At 57.0% G+C, this 22,071-nt stretch carries 18 protein-coding genes, 4 tRNA genes, 1 pseudogene and 1 riboswitch; of the genes and pseudogenes, 16 read left to right on the top strand and 7 right to left on the bottom strand.

What is annotated here, in order from left to right; all coding sequences use genetic code 11:
* Nucleotides 1-167 precede the first annotated feature (167 nt).
* Together SD70_RS19130 and SD70_RS19135 are read left to right on the top strand one after the other, a co-directional pair.
* Nucleotides 168-258: transfer RNA gene (locus SD70_RS19130), tRNA-Ser, on the top strand.
* A gap of 239 nt (nt 259-497) precedes the next feature.
* Nucleotides 498-582: riboswitch (cyclic di-GMP riboswitch) on the top strand.
* 209 nt (nt 583-791) lie between these two features.
* A complete protein-coding gene (locus tag SD70_RS19135; RefSeq protein WP_052487637.1) occupies nt 792-1,796 on the top strand; it encodes an HD-GYP domain-containing protein in 1,005 nt (334 codons plus the stop codon).
* 15 nt (nt 1,797-1,811) lie between these two features.
* On the opposite strand, the gene corA is transcribed toward SD70_RS19135, so the two are convergent.
* The gene (gene corA / locus SD70_RS19140) at nt 1,812-2,747 is read right to left on the bottom strand and encodes a magnesium/cobalt transporter CorA (RefSeq protein ID WP_041049132.1); all 936 of its coding nucleotides are present in this window, start codon (nt 2,745-2,747) and stop codon (nt 1,812-1,814) included.
* Between the two features lie 143 nt (nt 2,748-2,890).
* On the opposite strand from corA, the gene SD70_RS19145 reads away from it, so the two are divergent.
* From SD70_RS19145 to SD70_RS19155, 3 genes are all read left to right on the top strand, one after another.
* A tRNA-Glu gene (locus SD70_RS19145) sits at nt 2,891-2,962 on the top strand.
* Nucleotides 2,963-3,035: 73 nt separating this feature from the next.
* Nucleotides 3,036-3,108 (top strand) — tRNA-Lys (locus tag SD70_RS19150).
* Nucleotides 3,109-3,122: 14 nt separating this feature from the next.
* Nucleotides 3,123-3,205, top strand: a tRNA-Leu gene (locus tag SD70_RS19155).
* Nucleotides 3,206-3,263: 58 nt separating this feature from the next.
* On the opposite strand, the gene SD70_RS19160 is transcribed toward SD70_RS19155, so the two are convergent.
* Together SD70_RS19160 and SD70_RS19165 are read right to left on the bottom strand one after the other, a co-directional pair.
* Complete coding sequence (locus SD70_RS19160; RefSeq protein WP_041049134.1) at nt 3,264-4,613, bottom strand: MFS transporter; 1,350 nt, start codon at nt 4,611-4,613, stop codon at nt 3,264-3,266.
* A gap of 3 nt (nt 4,614-4,616) precedes the next feature.
* The gene (locus SD70_RS19165; RefSeq protein ID WP_041049135.1) at nt 4,617-5,522 is read right to left on the bottom strand and encodes an AraC family transcriptional regulator; all 906 of its coding nucleotides are present in this window, start codon (nt 5,520-5,522) and stop codon (nt 4,617-4,619) included.
* A gap of 189 nt (nt 5,523-5,711) precedes the next feature.
* Between SD70_RS19165 and SD70_RS19170 the strand changes: the two genes are divergently transcribed.
* The 3 genes from SD70_RS19170 (at nt 5,712) to SD70_RS33630 (ending at nt 7,754) form a co-directional block, all read left to right on the top strand.
* Nucleotides 5,712-6,656 (top strand): N-acetylneuraminate lyase, encoded by a 945-nt coding sequence (locus SD70_RS19170; protein ID WP_041049136.1) that lies wholly within the window; start codon nt 5,712-5,714, stop codon nt 6,654-6,656.
* Nucleotides 6,657-6,735: 79 nt separating this feature from the next.
* The gene (locus tag SD70_RS19175) at nt 6,736-7,560 is read left to right on the top strand and encodes a sialidase family protein (protein WP_052487638.1); all 825 of its coding nucleotides are present in this window, start codon (nt 6,736-6,738) and stop codon (nt 7,558-7,560) included.
* Nucleotides 7,509-7,754: a sialidase family protein gene (locus SD70_RS33630; protein ID WP_052487639.1), complete on the top strand. Its 246-nt coding sequence runs from the start codon at nt 7,509-7,511 to the stop codon at nt 7,752-7,754. Before SD70_RS19175 ends, SD70_RS33630 begins: the two co-directional genes overlap by 52 nt.
* A gap of 614 nt (nt 7,755-8,368) precedes the next feature.
* Here the strand turns inward: SD70_RS33630 and SD70_RS19180 are convergent.
* Nucleotides 8,369-9,151 carry a metallophosphoesterase gene (locus tag SD70_RS19180; RefSeq protein ID WP_052487640.1) on the bottom strand — a complete coding sequence of 261 codons (783 nt, stop codon included), beginning with the start codon at nt 9,149-9,151 and terminating at the stop codon, nt 8,369-8,371.
* 194 nt (nt 9,152-9,345) lie between these two features.
* On the opposite strand from SD70_RS19180, the gene SD70_RS19185 reads away from it, so the two are divergent.
* On the top strand, nt 9,346-10,368 hold the full coding sequence (locus tag SD70_RS19185; protein WP_041049137.1) for a Gfo/Idh/MocA family protein: 1,023 nt from the start codon (nt 9,346-9,348) through the stop codon (nt 10,366-10,368).
* A 214-nt stretch (nt 10,369-10,582) separates the two neighbouring features.
* Complete coding sequence (locus tag SD70_RS19190; RefSeq protein ID WP_041049138.1) at nt 10,583-10,792, top strand: hypothetical protein; 210 nt, start codon at nt 10,583-10,585, stop codon at nt 10,790-10,792.
* A gap of 213 nt (nt 10,793-11,005) precedes the next feature.
* On the opposite strand, the gene SD70_RS19195 is transcribed toward SD70_RS19190, so the two are convergent.
* The gene (locus SD70_RS19195) at nt 11,006-11,467 is read right to left on the bottom strand and encodes a DUF2621 domain-containing protein (protein ID WP_041049139.1); all 462 of its coding nucleotides are present in this window, start codon (nt 11,465-11,467) and stop codon (nt 11,006-11,008) included.
* 157 nt (nt 11,468-11,624) lie between these two features.
* Here SD70_RS19195 and SD70_RS19200 point away from each other — a divergent pair, with 157 nt between their 5' ends.
* From SD70_RS19200 to SD70_RS19220, 5 genes and pseudogenes are all read left to right on the top strand, one after another.
* Nucleotides 11,625-12,758 carry a deoxyribonuclease IV gene (locus tag SD70_RS19200; protein ID WP_041049140.1) on the top strand — a complete coding sequence of 378 codons (1,134 nt, stop codon included), beginning with the start codon at nt 11,625-11,627 and terminating at the stop codon, nt 12,756-12,758.
* Between the two features lie 100 nt (nt 12,759-12,858).
* Nucleotides 12,859-13,753: pseudogene (purU, locus tag SD70_RS19205) on the top strand (formyltetrahydrofolate deformylase).
* 244 nt (nt 13,754-13,997) lie between these two features.
* Nucleotides 13,998-16,019: a transketolase gene (tkt, locus tag SD70_RS19210; protein ID WP_041049141.1), complete on the top strand. Its 2,022-nt coding sequence runs from the start codon at nt 13,998-14,000 to the stop codon at nt 16,017-16,019.
* Nucleotides 16,020-16,074: 55 nt separating this feature from the next.
* Nucleotides 16,075-16,395 carry a pyrimidine/purine nucleoside phosphorylase gene (ppnP, locus tag SD70_RS19215; protein ID WP_041049142.1) on the top strand — a complete coding sequence of 107 codons (321 nt, stop codon included), beginning with the start codon at nt 16,075-16,077 and terminating at the stop codon, nt 16,393-16,395.
* A 142-nt stretch (nt 16,396-16,537) separates the two neighbouring features.
* Nucleotides 16,538-17,185, top strand: a complete 648-nt coding sequence (locus SD70_RS19220) for a DUF2306 domain-containing protein (protein ID WP_041049143.1) — start codon at nt 16,538-16,540, stop codon at nt 17,183-17,185.
* 92 nt (nt 17,186-17,277) lie between these two features.
* On the opposite strand, the gene SD70_RS39870 is transcribed toward SD70_RS19220, so the two are convergent.
* Together SD70_RS39870 and SD70_RS19225 are read right to left on the bottom strand one after the other, a co-directional pair.
* Nucleotides 17,278-18,315 (bottom strand): DEAD/DEAH box helicase, encoded by a 1,038-nt coding sequence (locus SD70_RS39870; RefSeq protein WP_331436819.1) that lies wholly within the window; start codon nt 18,313-18,315, stop codon nt 17,278-17,280.
* A complete protein-coding gene (locus tag SD70_RS19225; RefSeq protein ID WP_331436817.1) occupies nt 18,257-20,545 on the bottom strand; it encodes an SNF2 helicase associated domain-containing protein in 2,289 nt (762 codons plus the stop codon). Before SD70_RS19225 ends, SD70_RS39870 begins: the two co-directional genes overlap by 59 nt.
* A gap of 641 nt (nt 20,546-21,186) precedes the next feature.
* Between SD70_RS19225 and SD70_RS19230 the strand changes: the two genes are divergently transcribed.
* On the top strand, nt 21,187-22,071 hold the full coding sequence (locus SD70_RS19230; protein ID WP_041049144.1) for a leucine-rich repeat domain-containing protein: 885 nt from the start codon (nt 21,187-21,189) through the stop codon (nt 22,069-22,071).

The raw sequence follows: 22,071 nt of genomic DNA on the forward strand, positions 1-22,071 counted from the left end.
GTGCACGAGGCCGGCTTCCTGCCAAAATTGTTCCGCAGTTGTCCGAAATTGCAACTGCGGAGTCGTTTTTCGCGAGAAGCTCGCTGTAGTTGCCGAAAGAGCAATTGGAGCAGCGGAGGAATGTTCAGCGCATTGTTTCGAGTCCTGTTCGGGGAGCCATTTTCTATGGAGAGATACCCAAGTGGCTCAAGGGGACCCTCTGCTAAGGGGTTAGACTGCGTAAGTGGTGCGAGGGTTCGAATCCCTCTCTCTCCGCCATACATACTTGATGAACGATGCGATGAAGCGGCCCTGCGGGGGCCGCTTTTTGTTGTTTCGAGGCCGGAAGAAACTTCGCTCCCCGGTCGTGGGGCCATTTTGCCTTACAGGACCGAGCGATTTGTGGCGTTTGCCGTCACATCGTGGGAAATTGTGTAAATTTATTGACTGTTCTATAATTATATTTACAAATCGTGTAAAATACTCGATAATAAAAGACAAAGATCGCCAATTATACCGCTGCGATACAGCAAACCTGTTGAAAAGCAGGGACGCAAAGCCATGGGCCTAAAGACGTCAGTCAATGGTTGCCAGGTTGCCGAACAGGGAAACTGCCATTTACCCTTGTCGGTAAATGGTTTTTTTCGCTACATCGGAAAGTATAGGCTTGGCCTATACTTGGGCCGATTCCGTGCGAGAAACGGGGGGCAGCCGGAAACGGACGGCCCTTGGCCGTTTCTTCTTGCTTCGCGGCCCCCGGCGCCCGATTTGCAGGCTTGAAGGGGATAACTGTTGCTAGGAGGAGCTGGGTGTTGGAGGACCAACTAATTTTGCAATGGAGAGGCCGCAGGCTTAGCAAAAACATCTATTCCGAATACGGCAGCTTGCTGCTGGCGGCCGATACCCGACTTACCGAGGAAATGCTGGAAAGTCTTGCAGACCACCGCATTCTGCTTACCGAAGACGACGTTGGCCCGGAGGAAGACGCATACCGGCAATGGGTGCGCGACGCGGCGGCGGACATGAAGTCGATTTGCGAGCGGACAAGGGCGACGGAGGAAATACCGATCGACGACGTTTATATCCGTTATATCCCGAAGCTGCGGCGCATTTTGGACCGGGCCGGGCTTATTTCCGTGCTTGCCGAGCTGAAGGAAATGGATGACTACACCTACCATCACAACGTCGCCGTCGGGGTCATCTCGACGCTCATCGGCAAATGGCTCGGTTATGACGAGGCAACGCTCACGGCGCTGTCGCTCGCCTCCACGCTGCACGACATCGGGAAAGTGAAGGTGCCGCTTTCGATTTTGAACAAGCCGATGGCCTTGACCCCGGACGAATACGAGCTGATGAAGCAGCATACGGTGTACGGGTACGAGCTCATTTTGAAAACGCTCGGGCCCGGCCGCGTCGCCGACGTCGCGCTGCAGCACCACGAACGCGAAGACGGCAGCGGCTATCCGTTCGGCCTGATGGGGCCGGACATCGACGAGCTGAGCAAAATCGTGGCGGTTGCCGACGTGTTCCACGCCATGACCTCGAGGCGCATATACAAAGACGCCGTGCCTTTCCACCAGGTGCTCGAACAAATTCGCGACGGCTCGTTCGGCCGCTTCTCCCCCGAGGTGACGACGGTGTTTTTGCGGAAAATGATGGACAGCCTCATCGGCGTCGAAGTTACGTTGTCGGACGGAGACTTGGCCATCGTCGTGATGGTCCATCCCGACGATCCGGTTAATCCGGTCGTCTGCCGCAAAGGGACGTTCATCGACCTTAGCTGCCGCAGCGATTTGCATATTGCGAAGCTCGCGTAGCGCCGGCGGCCGGACTTACATCCACTTTTTCTTCTTGAAGTACCAGATCAGCCCGAGAGCTACGGCGATCATCAGCGCCCAGACGTACAAGTACCCGTAAGGCCATGAAAGCTCGGGAATATCGCGGAAGTTCATTCCGTATAAACCGACGATGAACGTAAGCGGAAGGAAAATGGTGGAGATGATCGTCAGCGTCTTCATAATTTCGTTCATGCGGTCGGCCTTCATGCTCATTTGCAGCTCCAGCAGCCCGGTTAGCGAATCCCGGAACATGTCGAGAGAATCGACGACGCGGGAAATATGATCGTAGATGTCGATGAAATAGACGTTATTTTCCGCCCGCAAATAAGGGAAATTCGTTTGCGTGATTTCGCTCAAAATCGCCCGTTCTTCGGAAACGGCGCGCCGCAGCCGGTGAAGCTCCCGCTTGAGCTGAAAAATGGTGTGGCCGACGCGGACATACGGATTGTTGTAAATGCTTTGTTCCATTTTCTCGATCCGGTTTTCGAGCCGGTCGATAAGGGCGGAATAATCGTCGACGCAGGAATCGAGCAAATAGTGCAAAATATCGCTGGTGTGGTGCATCCGCTCGGCGATTTTTTCGAAATAACCGGTAACGGTTTCAAGGAAATCGGGCTCTTTCTTGCATACCGTAATGATGTAGTTCGGGCCGACGACGATGCCGAGCTCCTCCGTTTGGAACGTTTTCGGATCGATCGCGTAGAAGGTCAGAAACACATTGTTCGTATAGTGGTCGAGCTTCGGCCGCTGCTTCAGCTTGATGCAATCCTCGACCAGCAGCGGATGGCAGCGATACATGTCGCCAAGCACGCGTTCGACCTCTTGCGGCTGCAGCGCGTGCAGACGAATCCAGACGACCTCGCCTTCCGCCGGCAGCCGCGGCTCCGGTTCTCGCGTCAATTGATTCGTGGCGGTGTTGTAAATGAGCATATGGCAGGGCACCCCGTTGGCAGTTTTAGGTTATTGTGTATGGACAGGTTAGCTTCAGCATAACATAACGAAAATTAGTATTGCCATCCGGGAGCGAATCCGCTATAATAACTTTTGCCGTCCAAAAAGGACGTCAGCAGCGTGGCCCGTTGGTCAAGGGGTTAAGACACCTCCCTTTCACGGAGGTAACAGGGGTTCGAATCCCCTACGGGTCATCGATTCGCTCAGCTCTCGCAAAGTTTCCGGGTACGCGCTTGATCGCGCCGGGGCACTTTTACGGGCCAGCGAGAGCCATTAGCTCAGTCGGTAGAGCACCTGACTTTTAATCAGGGTGTCGAAGGTTCGAGTCCTTCATGGCTCACTCCAATTTTATACGCGGTCGTGGTGGAACGGCAGACACACCATCTTGAGGGGGTGGCGGGCGCAAGCCCGTGTGGGTTCAAATCCCACCGACCGCATTGAGCAAAATGGAGCGCATTCCGATAACGGAATGCGCTCCATTTTTTTCGTTCTCAGTTAAGCATGGTCGTGCTCGACTTTGACTTTGGCGTGGAACAGCAATCCGACGGCGACAAGTACGACCAGCGAGCCTAGGGCGATGCGGGAAGCGAGGTTGCCGGTTTCCGCGAGAACAAGCGTGATCGTGCCGTACAGCGTCGGACCGAAGATGGACGACAATTTGCCGGAGAAGGCGAACAAGCCGAAAAACTGGCCGCGCTTCTCGGGCGGCGACAAATTGACGATGAGCGTTCGCGACGCAACCCACATCGCTCCCATTGCAATCCCGTACATGGAACCGGCGGCCCAAAACATGCCTTGGCTAGCCGCGGTCGACGCCAGCGTCACGGCGGCGATGAGCAGCGCCGCGACGATCGTAACGGTGCGCTTCGCGCCGACGGAGCGGGTCACGTAGCCGAACGCGAACGAGCCGGCGATGCTCGAGACGGTGGAGACGAGATACAGCAAGATGAACTGCCCGGTGGAAAAGCCGACGACTGCCTTGGCATATACGGACATGACGGCGATTGCGGTGGCGATCACATCGTTGAACAGGAAGTAAGCAATCATAAACAGGAAAATGTTCTTGTACTGCCGCGCCTCCTTGAACGTGCGCCAAATGTCGGCGTAGCCGCGCCACCAAGCCGGCTTGCCGGCCGGTGCCGACCTCGTGGCCTGCGGCCGTTCGCGATAAAACAGCCACAGCGGCATAAAGAACAGCAGAAACAGCAGCGCGCTCGGGATGAACGCTTTGTGGAACCCGTGCTCGCCGACGAGCGGGTAAACGGTGAGCCCCATTAACGTGCCGACGTAGCCGACGGCGACGCCGAACCCGGAGACGAGCCCGACTTCTTTCCCTTTGGCCAAATCGCCGATCATCGCATCGTAGAAAATAAGTCCGGAATTGTAAAAAAACTTGGCGAACATAAACATGAGCAGCACCAAAGCGAGGCCCGCATTCAGGCCGAACCATTCCGCGCCTGTCTTCCATCCTGCGGCGGCGCCCATAAGCAGCGTGCTGGCGACGCATAGCAGCGTGAACGCCACGAGATAGCTTTTTTTCTTGCCGGTGCGGTCGATCCATGTGCCGAACAGCGGAGACAGCAGCACGAGAAAGAAGCTGGAGACCGAGTTGGTGTACGTGATGAACGTGCTGGCGATCTGGTTCATGACTTCGTTTTTGCCGATAACATTTTGCAGGTAGAAAGGAAAGAAGATCGTCACGATGTTCGAGGAAAATATCGTGTTGGCGAAATCATAGAGTGCCCACGACAAGATCGGGAGCGAGAAGTACAGAGCGAGCGCCTTGCGCGGCTCGCCAAGCGGTGCGGCGGTGCTGGTGCGGGTGCGGGTCGATTCCGGTTCCATCGGTTAAAGCCCTCCTTGTCTGATCGGGTGCTCGGCAGCCCCTCTCCGCCCGCGCCGTTCCCGGTACTCGCTTGGCGCCATTCCTTTGATGCGCAGAAAAGCCCGGGAAAACGTAGGGTACGAAGCGAACCCGGATTCGTAAGCGACCTGCGAAATCGGCAAATCCGACGTCATGAGCAAACTGCAGGCATGGCGAATGCGCAGCTCGTGCAGGAAATCGACGAAATGGTTGCCAAACTCTTCGCTGAACTGTTTGCTGAGCTGCGACGGGTGGATGCGGAACGTTTCCGACAAGACGGTCAGCGACAGCGGATCAAGATAGTGGTCGTATACATACTGCACAACGGGCCATATATCTTTCGCATTCGAGGTTTCAGGCAGCTGCTCTTCGGCCCGCCCGGATCCGCGCCCCGAGCCGCTTCGGACGAACATTGACAGCGCTTCCATCAGCAGAGCTCTCAGCATAATCGGCTTCCACATTCGCGACGATTCGTATTCTTGATACATATGCTCCCAGAGCCGCAGCCCTGTCTCGAAAGTGCCGCCTGCGAGCTGAACGTATGCCGGCCGGGCGTTGTCCTTGCCGAGCAGCAGCTCGCGCAGCCCCCAGGCCGCCTCCGGCCCGGAAGTGAGCAGCTTCATGTCGAAATTGCATATGTACATCAGCAGCGAATCGCCGGCGGCGGCCCGGTAATCGTGAATCTGATACGGCAGCAGCAGCACGACCGTCCCGGGCAGCATCTCGTGTTCGGCGCCGTTGATGCGCTCCGTTCCTTTTCCTTCGAGCACGAACGATAATTCGATGAAATCGTGACGGTGGGCGGGGACGGACGTATACCTTTTTTTCTTCATATAGAACGGAAAGTCGGAGCCGTCATTCGGATATTCGAAAAGGTACTGCGGATACATGACGCGCCGTCCCCCCCTCCTGACCGGTGCTGGTTCTCTAATTTCATTATACAAGCGCCTCTCCGGTAAAGAAATGAGAGGCCGGTTAAAAAAATGAAATTCGCGCCGCCTGCCCGCGAGCTACAATACAGTCGAGCAACGCCGCTGGCCATTCAATTGTAGAGCGGCAACGGAAAGGATGGGACGGCAATGAACAAGAGCGTGAAGACGCGCGACGCGTTCTGCGGCATATTTACGGCGCTGCTGACGCCGATGAGCGAGGACGGGGAGATCGATTTTCCGTCGCTTGAGCGGTTGGTGGAGCATCAGATCGGGCAAGGCATCCGCGGTTTTTACGTCGGCGGAAGCACAGGCGAAGCGTTTATCCTGACAAGCGACGAACGCGAAAGAATACTCGAGACGGTCGTCCGCGCCGCCGCAGGCCGAGTCACGATCGTGGCGCACGTCGGCTGCATCGGGACGAAGGAATCGATCCGGCTCGCCAAGCATGCGGAGCGGCAAGGCGCCGATGCCGTATCGGCGGTCGTTCCGTTCTATTACAAAGTAACGATGAAAGAAATCCGCGAGCATTACGAAGCTATCATGGCGGCAACCTCGCTGCCGATGATCGTGTATCATTTTCCCGGAGCGACGGGCGTCAGCCTGACGATGGATTTTTACGAGCAGTTGAGCCGTACCCCGCAATGCATCGGCGTTAAATTCACTTCGCTCAATCTGTTTGAAATGCAGCAAATTCGCACGCGATGCGGCAAACAGTTTCTCATTTACAACGGACACGACGAAGTGTATGCGGGAGGCGCCTCGGCCGGGGCGGACGGCGCTATCGGCAGTACGTTCAACATGATGCCTGGCCTGTTTGTGCGCATGCACGAGCTGGTCTCGGCGGAGGAGCGGCCGCATATGCCGACTTTGCAAGCGCTGCAGGCGGAGGCGAACGAAGTGATCGCGCATATGGTCCAGTTCGACGTTATTGCGTACGAGAAATACATCCTGTACTTGCAAGGAGTGCTGGCAACGCCGACAGTCCGCCAGCCGCTGAAGCAGTTCACGCGGGAAGAGCGCGAGCGGATCGAGAGCTATTATGCGCAAAGCGAAACGCTGCGCCGCCACCGGCTTGGCGGATCGCAACGTTAGAAGGCTTCGCGGTGACGAGCGGTGCGCTGCTCAGCTTGATGATTGCGACGGAGCAATGCCACGGAAAGGAGAGCCAGAAGTGCTGGAGAAGCAAAATATATTCGCCGCAGGAACGCACGGCTATCATACGTTTCGGATTCCGTCGTTGCTGGTAACACGGGAGGGCACGGTGCTCGCCTTTTGCGAAGCCAGAAAAAACGGGCCGGACGACGCCGGCGACATCGATGTCGCGCTGCGGCGAAGCACGGACCACGGGCGAACGTGGGGGCCGCTGCGGATCATCGCCGATGACGGCGCGAATACGATCGGCAACCCGTGCCCGGTTCAGGACCGGGATACGGGAACGATTTGGTTGCTGCTGTGCCGCAACGAGGAGGACGGGCACGAGAAAGACATTTTGGCGGGGGTGCGATCGCGGCAAGTGCTTGCCATGAAGAGCGACGACGACGGCATCACTTGGTCGGAGCCGAATGAGATTACTGCTGATGTAAAACGTCCGGAGTGGACCTGGTACGCCACCGGCCCGTGCCACGCGGTGCAGCTGCGGAGCGGGCGCTTGATCGTGCCGTGCAATCACGCCGCCTTGCAGCCGGATGCCGCAGCGTCGGGACCGTATACGGCGCACGTCATTTACAGCGACGATCACGGAGCGACGTGGCACATCGGGGGCATAGCCGACGAGCATACGAACGAATGCGCACTCGCTGAATTACCGGACGGCATCGTGTATCTCAATATGCGCAGCTACCACGGCCACAACCGGCGTGCCGCCGCCTGGAGCCGGGACGGCGGGCTCTCGTGGACGGGCATCCGGCTGGACGAGGCGCTCGTCGAACCGGTGTGCCAAGGAGCGTGCTCGAAGACGGGCGCGGCGGGCTGCTGTTCTCCAACCCTTCCAGCCTGAAGCGGGAAAACTTGACGGTCAAGGCGAGCGCAGACGGGGGCGCGACTTGGTCGATCGTGCAAGTCGTGCACGAAGGTCCGGCGGCCTATTCCGACTTGGCTATCGCCGGGGACGGCACGATACTGTGCCTGTTCGAATGCGGCGAGGAGAGGCCTTACGAGATGATTGCGGTGGCGCGGTTTGGCAGGGATTGATTGTAGCTTGCTAGTGAGGGGGGAATAGGGATAGTAACATTGCTCCCCTTGGGGGCGAGGGGATTGTGCTTGCGGTGTTAGTTTTTTCCGGAATTACGGGAGCAGTCGCAATGATCAATGGAGTGTTTTGGAGTGTTGGGCAAGCCTTTGTTTTCGAATGGAGCTGGTTTGCTTAGCATAGTGGCCGATAAACAAACTTGACTCCGGTTAGCCTCGGGGGTTAGCGGAAAATTGTTCCGCTATCGGCCTATTTCCCGGGTATTTCCCGAAAATAGCGGAACGTCGGTACGTTATTTCCACGTTTTGGCTGAGAATCACTCTGGCTTCAGACAGATAACGGAACTACGTTCCGTTAAGCTTGTTCCGATGCCCCTCTATCCGTGCCATAACGGAACTACGTTCCTTTATGGCTGCCAAGGTTAGTCACGTTTGAACACGCGCATAATGACCCCGACGACAGGACTTTCCTGCTTCGCGCGGAGCGCACCGGCGACGGACCGGGGCGGGTTTATACGATCGAGTATTCGGCGGAGGACCACGCCGGACACGTCACAACCAAAAGCGTAACCGTGAAGGTTAAGCACGACCAGTCCAAGTGACGCCATGCGAACCCGTCACAGTCGGTGCACCGTCGCTTCGCTGCGTACGAACAGGCGAATGTTGTACTTCGTCTGGCCGAGCCCTTTGGAAATATAGTAAGTGCCGTAGCGGTTCGTGTGCAGCCCTTTGTAAATGCCCATCGCCGGAAGCTTGCCCATCGGCCGCAGCCGGAAAAAGAACGGGATGTTCACTTGCTTGCCGTGCAGATGGCCGGCCAGCAAATAGTCGTAGCGTTCCTCCAGCTGGAGCACGACGTTCGGGTCGTGCGTAATGACGATGCGCGGCAGCTCCGCCGAGACGCCGGCAAAAGCGGGACCGATGCGGCTTTTGCCGCTGCCATAGTCGTCGATGCCGATCAGCTCAAAACGGTCCAGCGGCACGTGCTCGTTGCGCAGCAGCCGTACGCCGCATTGCTCCAGCAGCTTGACGAGCCGGCCGACTTTGCGCAGCTGGTAGTCGTGGTTGCCGAGCACGGCGAACACCGGCACGCCGCTGCCGCGCAGCACTTCGAGATAACGGCGCAGCATTGGCAGCTGCGCCTCTTTTTGCGTGAAGTCGCCCGTCACCATGATGTAATCCGGCTTCTCCGCGCGGATGAGCCTGGCGATGCGCTCCGGCTTGATGCGCAGCTGCTCGACGTGCAGATCGCTCAGCTGCAGCATCGTCACGTTCAGGCCGAGCGGCCGTGTGATACGCTCCACCTTCAGCCATTGCGTCGGCAAAATGAACAGCGCATACCAGCCGCCAAAGGCGACTGCCGCTGCCGCAAGCAATATGAGAACGGCCGTCGCGGCCATAACTATGCCTCCTCCGGCGCCAGCTTCGCGAAACTCGAAACGCGGGCTGACGCGTGCAATCCGATCCTTCGGCCATAACCATATCGTACCATCCGGAACGGCGAAAATCGAGCGCCGCCTCGCTTTGTGATTTGCCGCTGCGGCTGGTAAACTGGTAGAAAACGGATCTGTTCAAGCCAAAGGAGGCAAATGGGATGAAGAGGCATCGGATCGTGATCGCCGGTTGCGGCAATATGGCAAGGACGTGGGCGGAGTACGCGCTCGCGCGCCAGGATGCGGAAATCGTGGGGCTGGCGGATAAGTTTCCGGCCAGCGCGGAGGCGTTCGCGCAAAAGTTCGGGCTGACCTGCCCGACGTTTACGGACGTCGGCGAGGCGCTGCGCGCGACCGGCGCGACGCTCATGTTCGACGTCGCCGTGCCGGACAGCCGCCGCGACGTCGTGACCGCTGCGCTCGCCGCGGGCTGCGACGTGATGGCGGAGAAGCCGCTCGGAGCGACGATGGAGCAGGCGCGCGATATTGTTGCCGCTGCCGACCGAAGCGGACGTTTTTGCGCCATTATGCAAAACCGCCGTTACGACAAGCGCATCCGCGCTTTGCGGGACGTCATCGCCTCGGGCCGTGCCGGAGAGATCGGCTTCGCTTGCGCCGACTTTTTCCTCGGTCCGCATTTCGGCGGCTTCCGCGAAGCGATGGACAGCCCGCTGCTGCTCGATATGGCGATTCATACGTTCGACCAGGCGCGCTTTATGTTAGGCAAAGATCCGATCGCCGTCACGGCGCATGAGTGGAATCCGCCCGGCTCGTGGTACAATGGCAACGCTTCCGCCGTATGCCTGTTCGAGTATGCCGACGGCACCGTGTTCAGCTATCGCGGCTCGTGGTGCGCGGAAGGAGCGCCGACGTCGTGGGAAAGCTCGTGGCGGCTCGTCGGCTCGCGCGGCACGGTGCTGTGGGACGGCCATGGCGCGCCGACGTACGAGGTCGCAATAGCGGATGCGGAGCCGGCGTTTTTGCGGCGGACGGAGCGCTTCACGGCCGAACTGGACTGGGAAGGCCGGGAAGGGCACGCCGGCTGTCTGGACGAAATGTTCGCGGCGCTGCAGGAAGGGCGCCGCGCCGAAACCGACTGCCGCGACAACATCCGCAGCCTGGCGATGGTGCACGGCGCCTTGCGCAGCGCCAAGGAAGGGCGCAAAGTCGCTATCGAGTTTTAGCGAAACGGGCGGAAGTTTCTTGCCTTGCGGCGGAAAAGCGGGGATTGGAAATTCAAAGGAAATCCATGCCTTATGCCGTATAAAGCTGGCGAAGTTTGACAATACTCGGAGCATGAGGCGTCTTCTTTCCGTACTGCTAGCATAAATAGACGCTTTTCGTCATAAATTTCATTCTATAGAGGGCTATTCTCTTAGAAAGAAGAGGTGTTGTACCGTGACGAAAGCACACGAATCGATCTATTGCATACAGTGCTGTGCCGTAAAGCCGCGAGCGGAAGCGGAGCTCGTATTCCGCACAGGATTTTACCGGACGACGATACCGCTCGGCCGTTGCCAAATTTGCGCGAACGCCGAACGGACCGCGGGGCTGCCCGTGCCGCCGCAGTCGGTTGAGCGGGAATGCAGCTCGGCGCAGCTGGCGTAAACCGGGCGGCAAGCAGCGCGCATGCGAGGATACATGCTTTGCTTCGGGACGGTGCCCGTTTACCGCAGCGAAATCAGCCCACTACGGGCGCAGCTTTATACAACCAGCGTAGCAAAAAAAAAAAAGGCTGCCCCTCCCGAGCCGGAGCTCGGAGCGGGCGGCCTTTTTGCCGATAAGGGTGCAGGGTACGGCATTAGCCGCTTCCTGACTGCGCTATTGCAGCAGATGCTTGTAGGAGCTGTAGTCGATGTTATTCTTGTCCAGAAAGCTCGTCAGGCTCTTGTAATCGCGGCGCGGCGTAGCGAGTATGTAGCCGCGGAGGCAGTGGTCGCGCGTCACTTCCGGCGCCTTCTCCTCCAGCGCCAGCTGTCCGATTTTGGCCGCTATCGAATGTTTGGCGATGTCGCGGAACGCCGTCGGTACAGGGGAGACAAGCTGGTCGAGAAACGCCTTGGCGTCGTCCGTCCACAGATGCCGGGACGTCTCGACATAGTAGTTCTGCCAGTCGAGCTTCGATTTGCCGTCGGCGCGCGGCAGCACTTTGAAAAATTTGCGGAACATGAAGTAGCCGCCGACGGACATGAAGAACAGCAGCACGAACACCCAAAACATGATAAACCACATGAACATGGAATTGCTCACAGGGAAAGTCACCTCACGGTTATTATAGCGCATTTGTGCACGGGCAGCCAAGGCGCGTCAGGGACGGCGGCCACGCCGCAAAGATCAGCCCGCTTCATCCCCGGGCTTGATGCCGTCTAGTAGACTTGTAGAGTGGGAAAGGGTAAAATAAAAAGATAATATTTGGTGATGAACGAAGGGGGATAATGTAATGACGAAAATCGGCTCGCACGTCTCGTTTTCCGATAAGGGGCTGCTTAACGCTGCTACGGAAGCACTCTCGTACGGTTCCAGCACGTTTATGATTTATACCGGAGCGCCGCAAAATACGAGGCGCAGACCGATCGAAAACCAATATATCGATGAGGGCCGCGAGAAAATGAAGGAGGCCGGCATTGACGAAATCGTCGTGCACGCCCCTTACATTATTAATCTCGGTTCGTACAAAAAAGATACGTTCCGCCTCGCCGTCGACTTCCTGCAGGACGAAATTCGCCGCACCGATTACCTCGGCGTACGCAACATCGTCCTCCACCCGGGCGCGTATACGGACAAGGATCCGGAATACGGCATCGGCCGCATTGCCGAAGGATTGAACGAAGTGCTCAGCGGGGTGAAGGACACGAGTGTCAACATCGCTCTGGAGACGATGGCCGGCAAAGGCTCGGAGCTGGGCCGCTCGTTTGAGGAGCTGGCGGAAATTATGGACAAGGTGGAGTCGAACGGCCGGCTCACCGTATGCCTCGACACGTGCCACGTGCATGACGCGGGCTACGATATCGTGAACGATCTCGACGGAGTGCTGGAGCATTTCGACAAAATCGTCGGGCTGGACAAGCTCGCCGTCGTCCATTTGAACGACAGCAAAAATCCGCGCGGCGCCGCGAAGGACCGGCATGCGCCGGTCGGCTCGGGCTGGATCGGCTTCAAAACGATCTACGACGTCGTGCACCACGAGAAGCTGAAGCATTTGCCGATGATTCTCGAGACGCCTTGGATCGGCAAAAACGAAGGCGCGGAGCGTCCGATGTACGAAGCGGAAATCGCTCTGCTCGGCGGCACGGCGCTGGATCGGTTCGGGGGCGAGTTCGCCGAGCATGTGGAGAAGCTGGAGCATTTCTTCGCGAAGCAGGACATTCACCACCGCGACTTCATCCTGAATACGTGGGAGCTGCTCAAAACCGACGCAAAGGCGAAAAAGGAAGACGGCCGGGAGCCGATGGAGCGGCTCTACGATCTCATCGAGGCGGAAGGCCTGTTCCCGGAGCTCAGCGAGGAGCAGATCAACCACCGTCTCACCGCTTGGCTGGCGGGCAAAGACGCGCTTTTGGCGCTGACGAAGTAAAAAGTAACGGCAGGAACGGCCCGCTGCGGCTGAAGTTTGCCCTGACAGGCGGACGAGGCGGGCGGGTCGGGTGCTACAACCAGATCTAGGGAGGCAGCTTATGGAGCGCAGCATCAGCAGCGGCCGCGGGACGGAGGCGATGCGGAACCGGGCGCGAATGCTCATTTCGTGCCCGGACCGGCCCGGCATCGTCGCAGCCGTATCGCGGTTTTTGTACGAGCACGGCGCGAATATCGTGCAATCGGATCAATATACGATGGATCCGTCGGGGGACCGTTTTTATTCGCATCGAGTTCGATTTGGAAGGGTTGTCGGACCGTCTGGAGTCGCTCAAAGCGGACTTCGCCGCGGTAGCGTCACAGTTCGAGATGACGTGGACGCTTTCCCCGGCCAGCCGCAAAAAGCGGCTCGCGATTTTCGTGTCGAAGGAGGATCACTGCCTGCTCGAGCTGCTGTGGCAATGGCAGGCGGGCGATCTCGACGCGGACATCGCCGTCATTGTCAGCAATCATCCGGACATGAAGCCGATCGCGGACTCTTTCGGCGTGCCGTACCATTACATTCCGGTGACGGCCGACACGAAGGCGGAAGCGGAGCGGCGCCAGATCGAGACGGTCGCCGCGTCGCAGGCGGACGTCATTATTTTGGCGAGATATATGCAGATTTTGTCGCCGTGGTTTATCGAGCATTACCGCAATCGGATCATCAACATCCACCATTCGTTCTTGCCGGCGTTCGTAGGCGGCAAACCGTATGCGCAAGCGTACAACCGCGGCGTGAAGCTGATCGGGGCGACGGCGCATTACGTGACGGAGGAGCTGGACGGCGGGCCGATTATCGAGCAGGACGTGCAGCGTGTCTCGCACCGCGACAACGCCGGCGATCTGAAGCGGATCGGGCGCCATATCGAGCGGATCGTGCTGGCGCGCGCCGTCGTCTGGCATGTCGAAGACCGCATTCTCGTCCACGCCAACAAGACGGTTGTATTTAACTGATAACGGGCTTTCGGCTGTGGGCCGGGAACCGAACGAGCATGGCAAAAGGCTGTCCCCGCTAGCGTCGGTACGCTGGCGAGGACGGCCTTTTTTTCGTTGCCCGTCGAGGTCGAGACGATGTTTCGCATTTTCAAGGCAGGTTGTGGCAAAGCTACGATGCAAATGGTACAATATTTGGAGTGACTTCAGTAAGTTAATGCGCCAAACAGACACGCAAGGGAATCGGAAAGGAGCATATCATTACATGGCTATAACCAACCAATCGATCGACCAGCTTGCCATCAATACGATCCGGACGCTCGCGATTGACGCCATCGACAAGGCGAATTCGGGCCATCCCGGCATCGTGATGGGGGCGGCGCCTATGGCGTACTCGCTCTGGACGCAGCACATGACCCACAACCCGGCCAATCCGCATTGGATCAACCGCGACCGCTTCGTCCTGTCCGCCGGACACGGCTCGATGCTGCTGTATGCACTGCTCCATCTGTGCGGATACGACTTGCCGCTGGAGGAGATCAAAAACTTCCGCCAATGGGGTTCGCTGACTCCGGGCCATCCGGAATACGGCCATACCGCGGGCGTCGATGCGACGACCGGTCCCCTCGGCCAAGGCGTCGGCATGGCAGTCGGCATGGCAATGGCCGAGGCGCATCTTGCGGCTACTTACAATAAAGAAGGCTTTAACGTTATCGATCATCATACGTACGTACTGTGCGGCGACGGCGACATGATGGAAGGCGTCGCGTCGGAAGCGGCTTCGCTCGCCGGCCACCTGCGTCTCGGCAAACTGATCATGCTGTACGATTCCAACGATATTTCGCTCGACGGCGATCTGGACATGTCGTTCTCCGAAGACGTGCGCCACCGCTTCGAAGCTTACGGCTGGCAAGTGCTGCGCGTCGACAACGGCAACGACCTGACGGCTATTTCGACGGCTCTCTCGGAAGCGAAGGCGGACAAGTCCCGCCCGACGCTCATCGAAGTGAAGACAGTCATCGGCTACGGCAGCCCGAACAAGGCGGGCAAAGGCGGACACGCCGGTCCGCACGGCTCGCCGCTAGGCAAGGAAGAAACGATGCTGACCAAAGAAGCGTACGGCTGGCCGACCGAGCCGGACTTCCTCGTGCCGGACGAAGTGCGTGCCGAATATGCGAAAGTCAAGGAGCGCGGGGCTGCTGCCGAGAAAGCTTGGAACGAGCTAGTGGCCCGTTACGAGCAGGCGCATCCCGAACTGGCGAAGCAGCTGCGCGTCGCCGCATCCGGCGAGCTGCCGCAAGGCTGGGACGCCGAGCTTCCCGTATACGCTCCGACGGATAAAGCGATTGCGACGCGCGCCGCTTCCGGCGCCGCGATTAACGCCATCGCCAAAAAAGTGCCGTACTTGTTCGGCGGCTCCGCCGACCTGCTCAGCTCCAACAATACGGAGATGAAAGGGCTCGGCAACTTCAGCCGCAACGATTACGCGAGCCGCAACATCTGGTTCGGCGTGCGCGAATTCGCGATGGGCACGGCGCTGAACGGCATGAGCTTGCATGGCGGGCTGCGCGTGTTCGGCGGCACGTTCTTCGTCTTCTCCGATTACTTGCGGCCTTCGATCCGCCTTGCGGCGCTCATGAAGCAGCCGGTCATTTACGTATTCACGCACGACAGCATCGCCGTAGGCGAAGACGGCCCGACGCACGAGCCGATCGAGCAGCTGCCGGCGTTGCGCACGATGCCCGGCGTGACGGTGCTTCGTCCGGCGGACGCCAACGAAACGTCGCAAGCTTGGCGCTATGCGATGGAGCATCAGGATACGCCGTATGCGCTCATTCTGACGCGGCAAAACTTGCCGATTCTCGAAGGCACGGCAGAGCTGGCGAAGGAAGGCGTTCGCAAAGGCGCCTATGTGATCTCCGACGCGGCGAACGGCCAGCCGGTCGCGCAAATTCTCGCTTCCGGCTCCGAGGTGCAGCTCGCCGTTGCGGCGCAAAAGCAGCTCGCTGCCGAAGGCATTCACGTCCGCGTCGTCAGCATGCCGTCGCTCGAGCTGTTCGAGAAGCAGCCGCAATCGTACAAGGATTCGGTTATCCTGCCAAACGTCAGAGCCCGTCTGGCCGTCGAGATGGCGAACCCGATGTCCTGGTACAAGTATGTCGGTCTGGACGGCGATGTGCTTGGCATCGATAAGTTCGGAGCTTCGGCGCCGGCCGGCCGCATTTTGCCGGAGTACGGCTTCACGGTCGAGAACGTTGCGGCCCGCGTCAAAGCTTTGTTGAAATAAAGGGAAACGGCATAGACCGGCATCCGCCGGCCTATACGGGAGAGGAGAGGCTGTCATGGCGGAACAATTCGATCAAGTCTCGGTCGTGAAGAAAGCGAACGTGTACTTTGACGGGAAAGTGACGAGCCGCACGGTGCTTTTTGCGGACGGCACGAGGAAAACGCTCGGCATTATGCTGCCGGGGGAATACGACTTCGGCACCGATTCGAAGGAAATTATGGAGATTGTAGCCGGCCGTCTGAAGGTGCTGATCCCGGGCCGCAGCGATTGGCTCGAAATCGACGGCAGCGGCACGTTCGAGGTGCCGGCGCACGCGCGCTTCCAGCTCGTCGTGTACAGCGTGACCGATTACTGCTGCTCGTACGTAGAGGAGTAAAGCAAGACGGTTCGCAACAGCGGAACGGCTAACCATGTACAGCAAAAGACCGTCAGGGCATGTGACTTGCTCTGACGGTCTTTTTCCTTACAATGCCGGATGCCGGCTAGACTAATTTGCAAAGTCTGGGAGTGTGAAAGAAGTGAGACCTAAAAAAAGTTGGTGGTTGCTGCTTATTGTCTCTTTAGGAGTCGTCATTCCTTTTGTGGCTCCTTATATCACGCTGAATCCCGCCAAAAGCCGTGTGCCGATTACTTCGACGGCCATACAATTTCCCCTTTTGATTGCTCACATTGTTACGGCTTGTGTAGCTTTAATTGCAGGCTTCTTTCAATTCATCGAGCGTATTCGAATAAAAACCCCGGGCATCCACCGTTATCTCGGAAGGATATATGTGGGCAGCGTGATGATAAGCGGGGCGCTTGCTCTAGCGGTTATTTTTTATATTGAAAACTTTGCGAAAGCGACTTCATTTCTAGCATTGGCGCTTACGTGGCTGTTTACTTCCTGGAAAGGGTATCGTTCCGCGGTAAGGAAGCGTTTTGGCGAGCATCGCAAATGGATGATTCGGAGTTTCGGCATAACGCTGGTTGCCGTAAGCGGACGACTGTTAGTACCAGTGCTGCTGCTGGCCTATTATACGTTAAACGGGTTCTCCCTCCCCGGGGGGAGAGAGAAGATGGTTGAAGAAGTCCTGAATGTCAATATATGGGCGGGGTTACTTCTCAATTTCATCATTATCGAGTGGATCGTGTTGAAATCGGCGCATCGATTACCCGGCGATTCTTGATTTGCAGCCCTGCGGCTTCTTCTCGCGAAAACGGCACCGGAAGACGCGCGGCGGTTGTTCCGCAAGCCCGTGCAAGCCCAAATCGCTTCACCTCATATCATCAAAATCTCCCGAATGTCCTGTTCGGTCAGGGAAGCAACGTCTTCCCGATCGGAGCCGACGACTTCCTCGATCAAATGTTTCTTTGTTTGTTGCAGCTCGTACATTTTTTCTTCCATCGTCCCCTTGGCAACGAGGCGGATCACTTGCACGACGTTTTTCTGGCCGATGCGATGCGCCCGGTCGGCGGCCTGCTGCTCTACCGCAGGGTTCCACCACAGATCGTAAAGGATAACGGTATCCGCTCCGGTTAAGTTCAGGCCGGTTCCCCCCGCCTTCAAGGAGATGAGGAAGACGTCCATTTCGCCGTCGTTGAACCTGCTGCAAAGCTCGACGCGTTCGCGGGTCGGCGTTGAGCCGTCCAGGTAGAAGTAAGGGATTCCTAGATATCGCAGCTCTTTGCCAATGAGGCCCAGCATCTCTGTGAACTGGGAAAAAATGAGCATGCGTTTCCCGTTGGCCCGGCATTCTTCCACGATGTCGAGCAGCTGCTCCAGCTTGGCGGAGCTTCCTTTGTATCCTTCGACAAACAGGGCGGGATGGCAGCAAATTTGGCGCAGCCGGGTGAGGCCGGCCAAAATTTTGATGCGGCTTTTGTGATAGCCGTCTACGCTTAAGTGCTTCAACGTTTCCTGCTGCAGCTTGGCCAAATAGGCGGCGTACAGTTTTTTCTGGTCGGGATGCAGCTCGGAAGGCTTGAGCCACTCCATTTTGTCCGGGAGGTCCTGCAGCACGTCTCGCTTCGACCGGCGCAGCATAAAGGGGCGCGAACGCTTGGCCACTTCGCTCTGAGTCAAATTGTTGAACGCTTTCCGATTTTGGAACAAAGACGGAAAGACAGCGTCGAAAATCGACCACAGCTCTTCGAGACGGTTCTCGACTGGCGTTCCGGTGAGGGCGAAGCGGAACGGGGCGCGGATCGATTTGACCGCCTTGGCTGTCTGCGTTGCATGGTTTTTGAAAGCTTGCGCTTCATCCAGGAAGAGCGTGTGGAACGATTGCTGACCGTACAGGTCCGCATCCCGCAGCAAGAGCGGATACGAAGTGATGACGACGTCGCTCCGCCAGTCCTCGCAGTTTCCTTGCCCGCTCCGTTCGGTTGCCGTCGGCAATTACCGCGCGAATGTCCGGCGCAAACTTCCGCAGCTCGCTCAGCCAATTGTACACCAGCGATCCCGGCGAAACGACGAGGGCCGGCGTGCGCCGCTGCCGGATTTCGGGCAGGACGGATGCGATAAAAGCGATGCTCTGCAGCGTCTTCCCGAGCCCCATCTCATCCGCCAAAATGCCGCCGAAACCGTAATGAGCGAGCGTCTTCAGCCACTGGTAGCCCAGCTTCTGATAATCCCGCAGCACATCGGCCAGACGATCGGGTATCGGGAAGTCGAGATTGTCCGGATTGCGCAGGTTATCGAGGAGCTGGCGAACCGGCTTGTCGAGCTTCACGCCGCGGTATTCCCGATCGGTCAAATGGAGCCCGCGGAAAAGAGGGACGCTGATTGTCGAGCCTGTCACATCCTCGTAGGTGAGGCCCAGCTCCGCCAAAAGCTGCGCCATCTCCTGCAGCTCGGCGATGTCAAGCGGCAGGAGGGAACCGTTCGGCAGTCGGTAGTACTTCCGCTTTTCCTCCAGCGATTTGACGATTTGGCGGATTTCGGTTTCCGGAATCCAATCCATGTTCAGGCGGAATTCCAGCCAATCGATTCGTTCGGCCGCGGCGACATGCACGCTGGCCTTCGGCAGCGCATGTCCTTTAAGCAAGCGGACTTTTACGGCCGAAGTCGCATAAATTTTCATGAGCGGTTCCAGCTGCGGCACAACGTTATGGAGAAAGTCGAATTCCGCTTCCTCTTCGTTCATGAAGTAGCCCGCTTCCGTTTTGGTGAACGGGCTTTGCTCGATCAGGTCAATGATGCGCCGCTCCCGCTCATGGTCCCGGACAAGTATCCGATGAGCGTCGCGCTGGCTCCGGCTATCCTCCAGCGGGTTGATGACTTCGTCACCGTATTGAAATTCGACTGCGGCCAGCAGCCGATCTTTTACTCGATCCAAATAGAGCTTCGCTTGCAGAGGGGCTTGCGTGACGCGTTCGGCGATGGCCGGAGCTATGTCGACGCTGCCCAGCTTGGCCAGGCCGGGAACGACCTTCTCCATAAAAGTCCCGATTTGTTCGTGCGGAACCGGAATATCGCGCCGGTCCGACGTCTCGAGGATCGCTTTCAGCTCGGCAAGCCGTTTGCACGGTTTCGCCGCAAGCCGGACCAGCTTGCCGTTCGTGAAAACGATGCCGTACGGCTCCATTACCGCAATTTGCTCCAATCCGTGAGCGCGGAGACGGCACGTATCTGCGCCTTCTTCTTGCTCGAACTCGAAGCGGAGAGGCAGCGGTCCGTCGGATAGCTGAAGGCCGTCATATTTGTTGTCGCCATCCATAATCGTCACTCTGGGCGCCTTCATCAGTAAAGGGAGCATGGCCGCCCACGCTTGCGGCGGAATCGGCAGCATGCGGTCGCCGCTCGTTCCGGAGGCGATTGCGGGAACCATGCGCTGTGCAGCGCGATACTGGGCGGTATCCCGAACCATGTCGATCAAAACGCGAAGAACGGCTTCGTTCTCTTTTGCAAAGCTGTGCGTTTCGGGATCGTAGCTGAAGCTCGCCGTGACGGGGTAACTTTCTCCCCGGGCCAGTTGATCCAAAAAGGATGCGAGGTTCCGTACGACATATACCGATTTGGGGCCGACCTTAAGCTCGATGCCGAAGATGAAAGTGTTGTTGGGGTAGGCCAAGAGCTTGAGGATGAATTCCGCCTCGAGAGCGGTTCTTGTTTCCGCGAGCGTTTTATTGTGAATCGGGCGCACCGGCTTGTCGTCGAAAAGTCCTAGAATTCGTTCGGCGATGCGAGTATCATCCGTACGGTCGGCTGCGGTTTCTTTCGGCTGCGAGGCGGCAATAACCGGCGGTGCCTGCAAGCCGCCGTTTTGCTGAATGTCGTGCAGGCGGATCAAGACGGCGGCGATATGCTGGCAGAACGAATCGAAGGAACCGAGCGTAGGGCACGAGCACTTGGCGACCGCTTCTCCGTCGTGGTCAAAAGCGAGGCGCACCTCGCAGCTCGCGCTCCCTTTTACTTCAGCCGCATATTCGTTGTTTTCGGGATCGAATCGGGTAAAGCGGACTTTATTCGCGCGGCTTAATCTTTCGCCAATTTGATAGGTGTATGTGCCGCACCGCTGCTTGATGGCTTTTTTGGTAAGCTGCATGTCTTCGCTCCGGACCTTCCTGCCTCTGAGGCATCCATTGGCGTGTTGTGATTATTGTAACATAAACGGGTTGGTTCTTGACGGATATAACGGGGGGAGCCAGCAGTCCCGCGGTGCTAGTAAACGATGCGATCGATATGCGGGTGTATCCGTGGCGATGAAAAGGGCGTCATCCAGGACGCCCTTAAATTATCATCATTATTTATGATACGCTGAACCGTACCATCGATAACCCTAAAACCACGCTCTTTGATCTTTGTGAAAAAATTGAGTTTGTTTTGTTTATGTTGAATGGTAAAGTTGTACGTGCCAAACGTGTTGTTTGATGGGGCAGTCATGACTGTTTATATTTGCTTGTGGGTCATCCAGTAATTGTGAAAAGACGAAGGCACCGATTAAAATTGGCACCTTCGTCTTTTTGTTGTGCTTCCTAGGTGAAAATCTATTCTATAAATGCTTAAAATTCTATCTGCCCTGTCATAAGGGGTTCGCTGTAATAACTCTTATCATGTTGTTTTAAGATAATTATTTTCAAATCACCCGAAGAAGATCTTCCCATCACGGCACTTTTACGGTAACATAGAACACCGTTTCTTTAATGCGGTAATTTACGAAAGTATTAATCTTGGAGAGGTGGTCATATGGGGTTCATCGATTTTATGGACAAAGGCTTTGAAAGTGCGGTTAAGACAGCTTTGGGCATGGGAAAAGAGAGGCTTTCGCACAAAGACGTTGCCCGACTAGACAGTATTCTAATTTTCGCTTCAGCGGACAAGTATCTTCAGGTTCCTTGGCAATCGGAAAGTGGAGCATTTAACATCCATAAACCGGGGTTATGCTTCAACGTACTGAGTTCGGAAAATGGTCTGTGGCAATCGGATTTGCGGCACTTCAACCGCCTTAAAGCCCTTTATTTGTATGCAGAGACGACAGACCTTAGCTTCCTTAGTAACTTTTCGAAGCTAACCGAGTTGCATGTCGTCGATAGTCGACATAAAGACTGGTCGTTTTTAGGAGAATTGCTTAACTTGCGATGCTTGTTCGTTCAGAACGCTTCGTTGCAGGATTTGAGGGTGCTCGGTGAATTGGCAATTAAACAGGAGGAAATCGCCGCCCGTTCCAGTGATCCGTTCCTCTGGAGCCATAAGCTTGAGTTCGTTCGATTGATACATTGCGGAATTCAAGATATGTCTCCCCTTGCAGAGTTGAAATGGCTGGCCGAATTGGACTTGTCTCATAATGAAATCTCTGACTTCAGTTCGGTTTTGGATCTGCCACTCTATTCTTTAACGTTCAGATATAATCGGCTGAGTGACTTATCGTTAATTGCCAGAGATCGTTGGCATTTGGACTATCTGGATGTGCGCCATAACCAGATTACAGATATTTCGCCATTGGTACACTTCGTCAACTTGAGTAAATTGTGCGTCGGACACAACCCGATCACCGATTATTCTGTTTTGAATCAATTGCCTGTTCAGCGACACGATGTGGATTCGTATAACCCAAGAAGAAAGCGAGGTTAA

The organism is Gordoniibacillus kamchatkensis (genome assembly GCF_000829455.1).
In the GTDB taxonomy this organism is placed as follows: domain Bacteria; phylum Bacillota; class Bacilli; order Paenibacillales; family NBRC-103111; genus Gordoniibacillus; species Gordoniibacillus kamchatkensis.

Excerpts from the sequence above, each read along its gene's own strand:
- SD70_RS19180 (WP_052487640.1), bottom strand. The coding sequence starts at position 9,151 with ATGGCCGCGACGGCCGTTCTCATATTGCTTGCGGCAGCGGCAGTCGCC.
- SD70_RS19170 (WP_041049136.1), top strand. The coding sequence starts at position 5,712 with ATGAACAAGAGCGTGAAGACGCGCGACGCGTTCTGCGGCATATTTACG.
- SD70_RS19200 (WP_041049140.1), top strand. The coding sequence starts at position 11,625 with ATGACGAAAATCGGCTCGCACGTCTCGTTTTCCGATAAGGGGCTGCTT.
- SD70_RS19160 (WP_041049134.1), bottom strand. The coding sequence starts at position 4,613 with ATGGAACCGGAATCGACCCGCACCCGCACCAGCACCGCCGCACCGCTT.
- SD70_RS19225 (WP_331436817.1), bottom strand. The coding sequence starts at position 20,545 with ATGCAGCTTACCAAAAAAGCCATCAAGCAGCGGTGCGGCACATACACC.
- SD70_RS19230 (WP_041049144.1), top strand. The coding sequence starts at position 21,187 with ATGGGGTTCATCGATTTTATGGACAAAGGCTTTGAAAGTGCGGTTAAG.
- ppnP (WP_041049142.1), top strand. The coding sequence starts at position 16,075 with ATGGCGGAACAATTCGATCAAGTCTCGGTCGTGAAGAAAGCGAACGTG.
- SD70_RS19195 (WP_041049139.1), bottom strand. The coding sequence starts at position 11,467 with ATGCGCTATAATAACCGTGAGGTGACTTTCCCTGTGAGCAATTCCATG.
- SD70_RS19185 (WP_041049137.1), top strand. The coding sequence starts at position 9,346 with ATGAAGAGGCATCGGATCGTGATCGCCGGTTGCGGCAATATGGCAAGG.
- SD70_RS19165 (WP_041049135.1), bottom strand. The coding sequence starts at position 5,522 with ATGTATCCGCAGTACCTTTTCGAATATCCGAATGACGGCTCCGACTTT.
- tkt (WP_041049141.1), top strand. The coding sequence starts at position 13,998 with ATGGCTATAACCAACCAATCGATCGACCAGCTTGCCATCAATACGATC.
- corA (WP_041049132.1), bottom strand. The coding sequence starts at position 2,747 with ATGCTCATTTACAACACCGCCACGAATCAATTGACGCGAGAACCGGAG.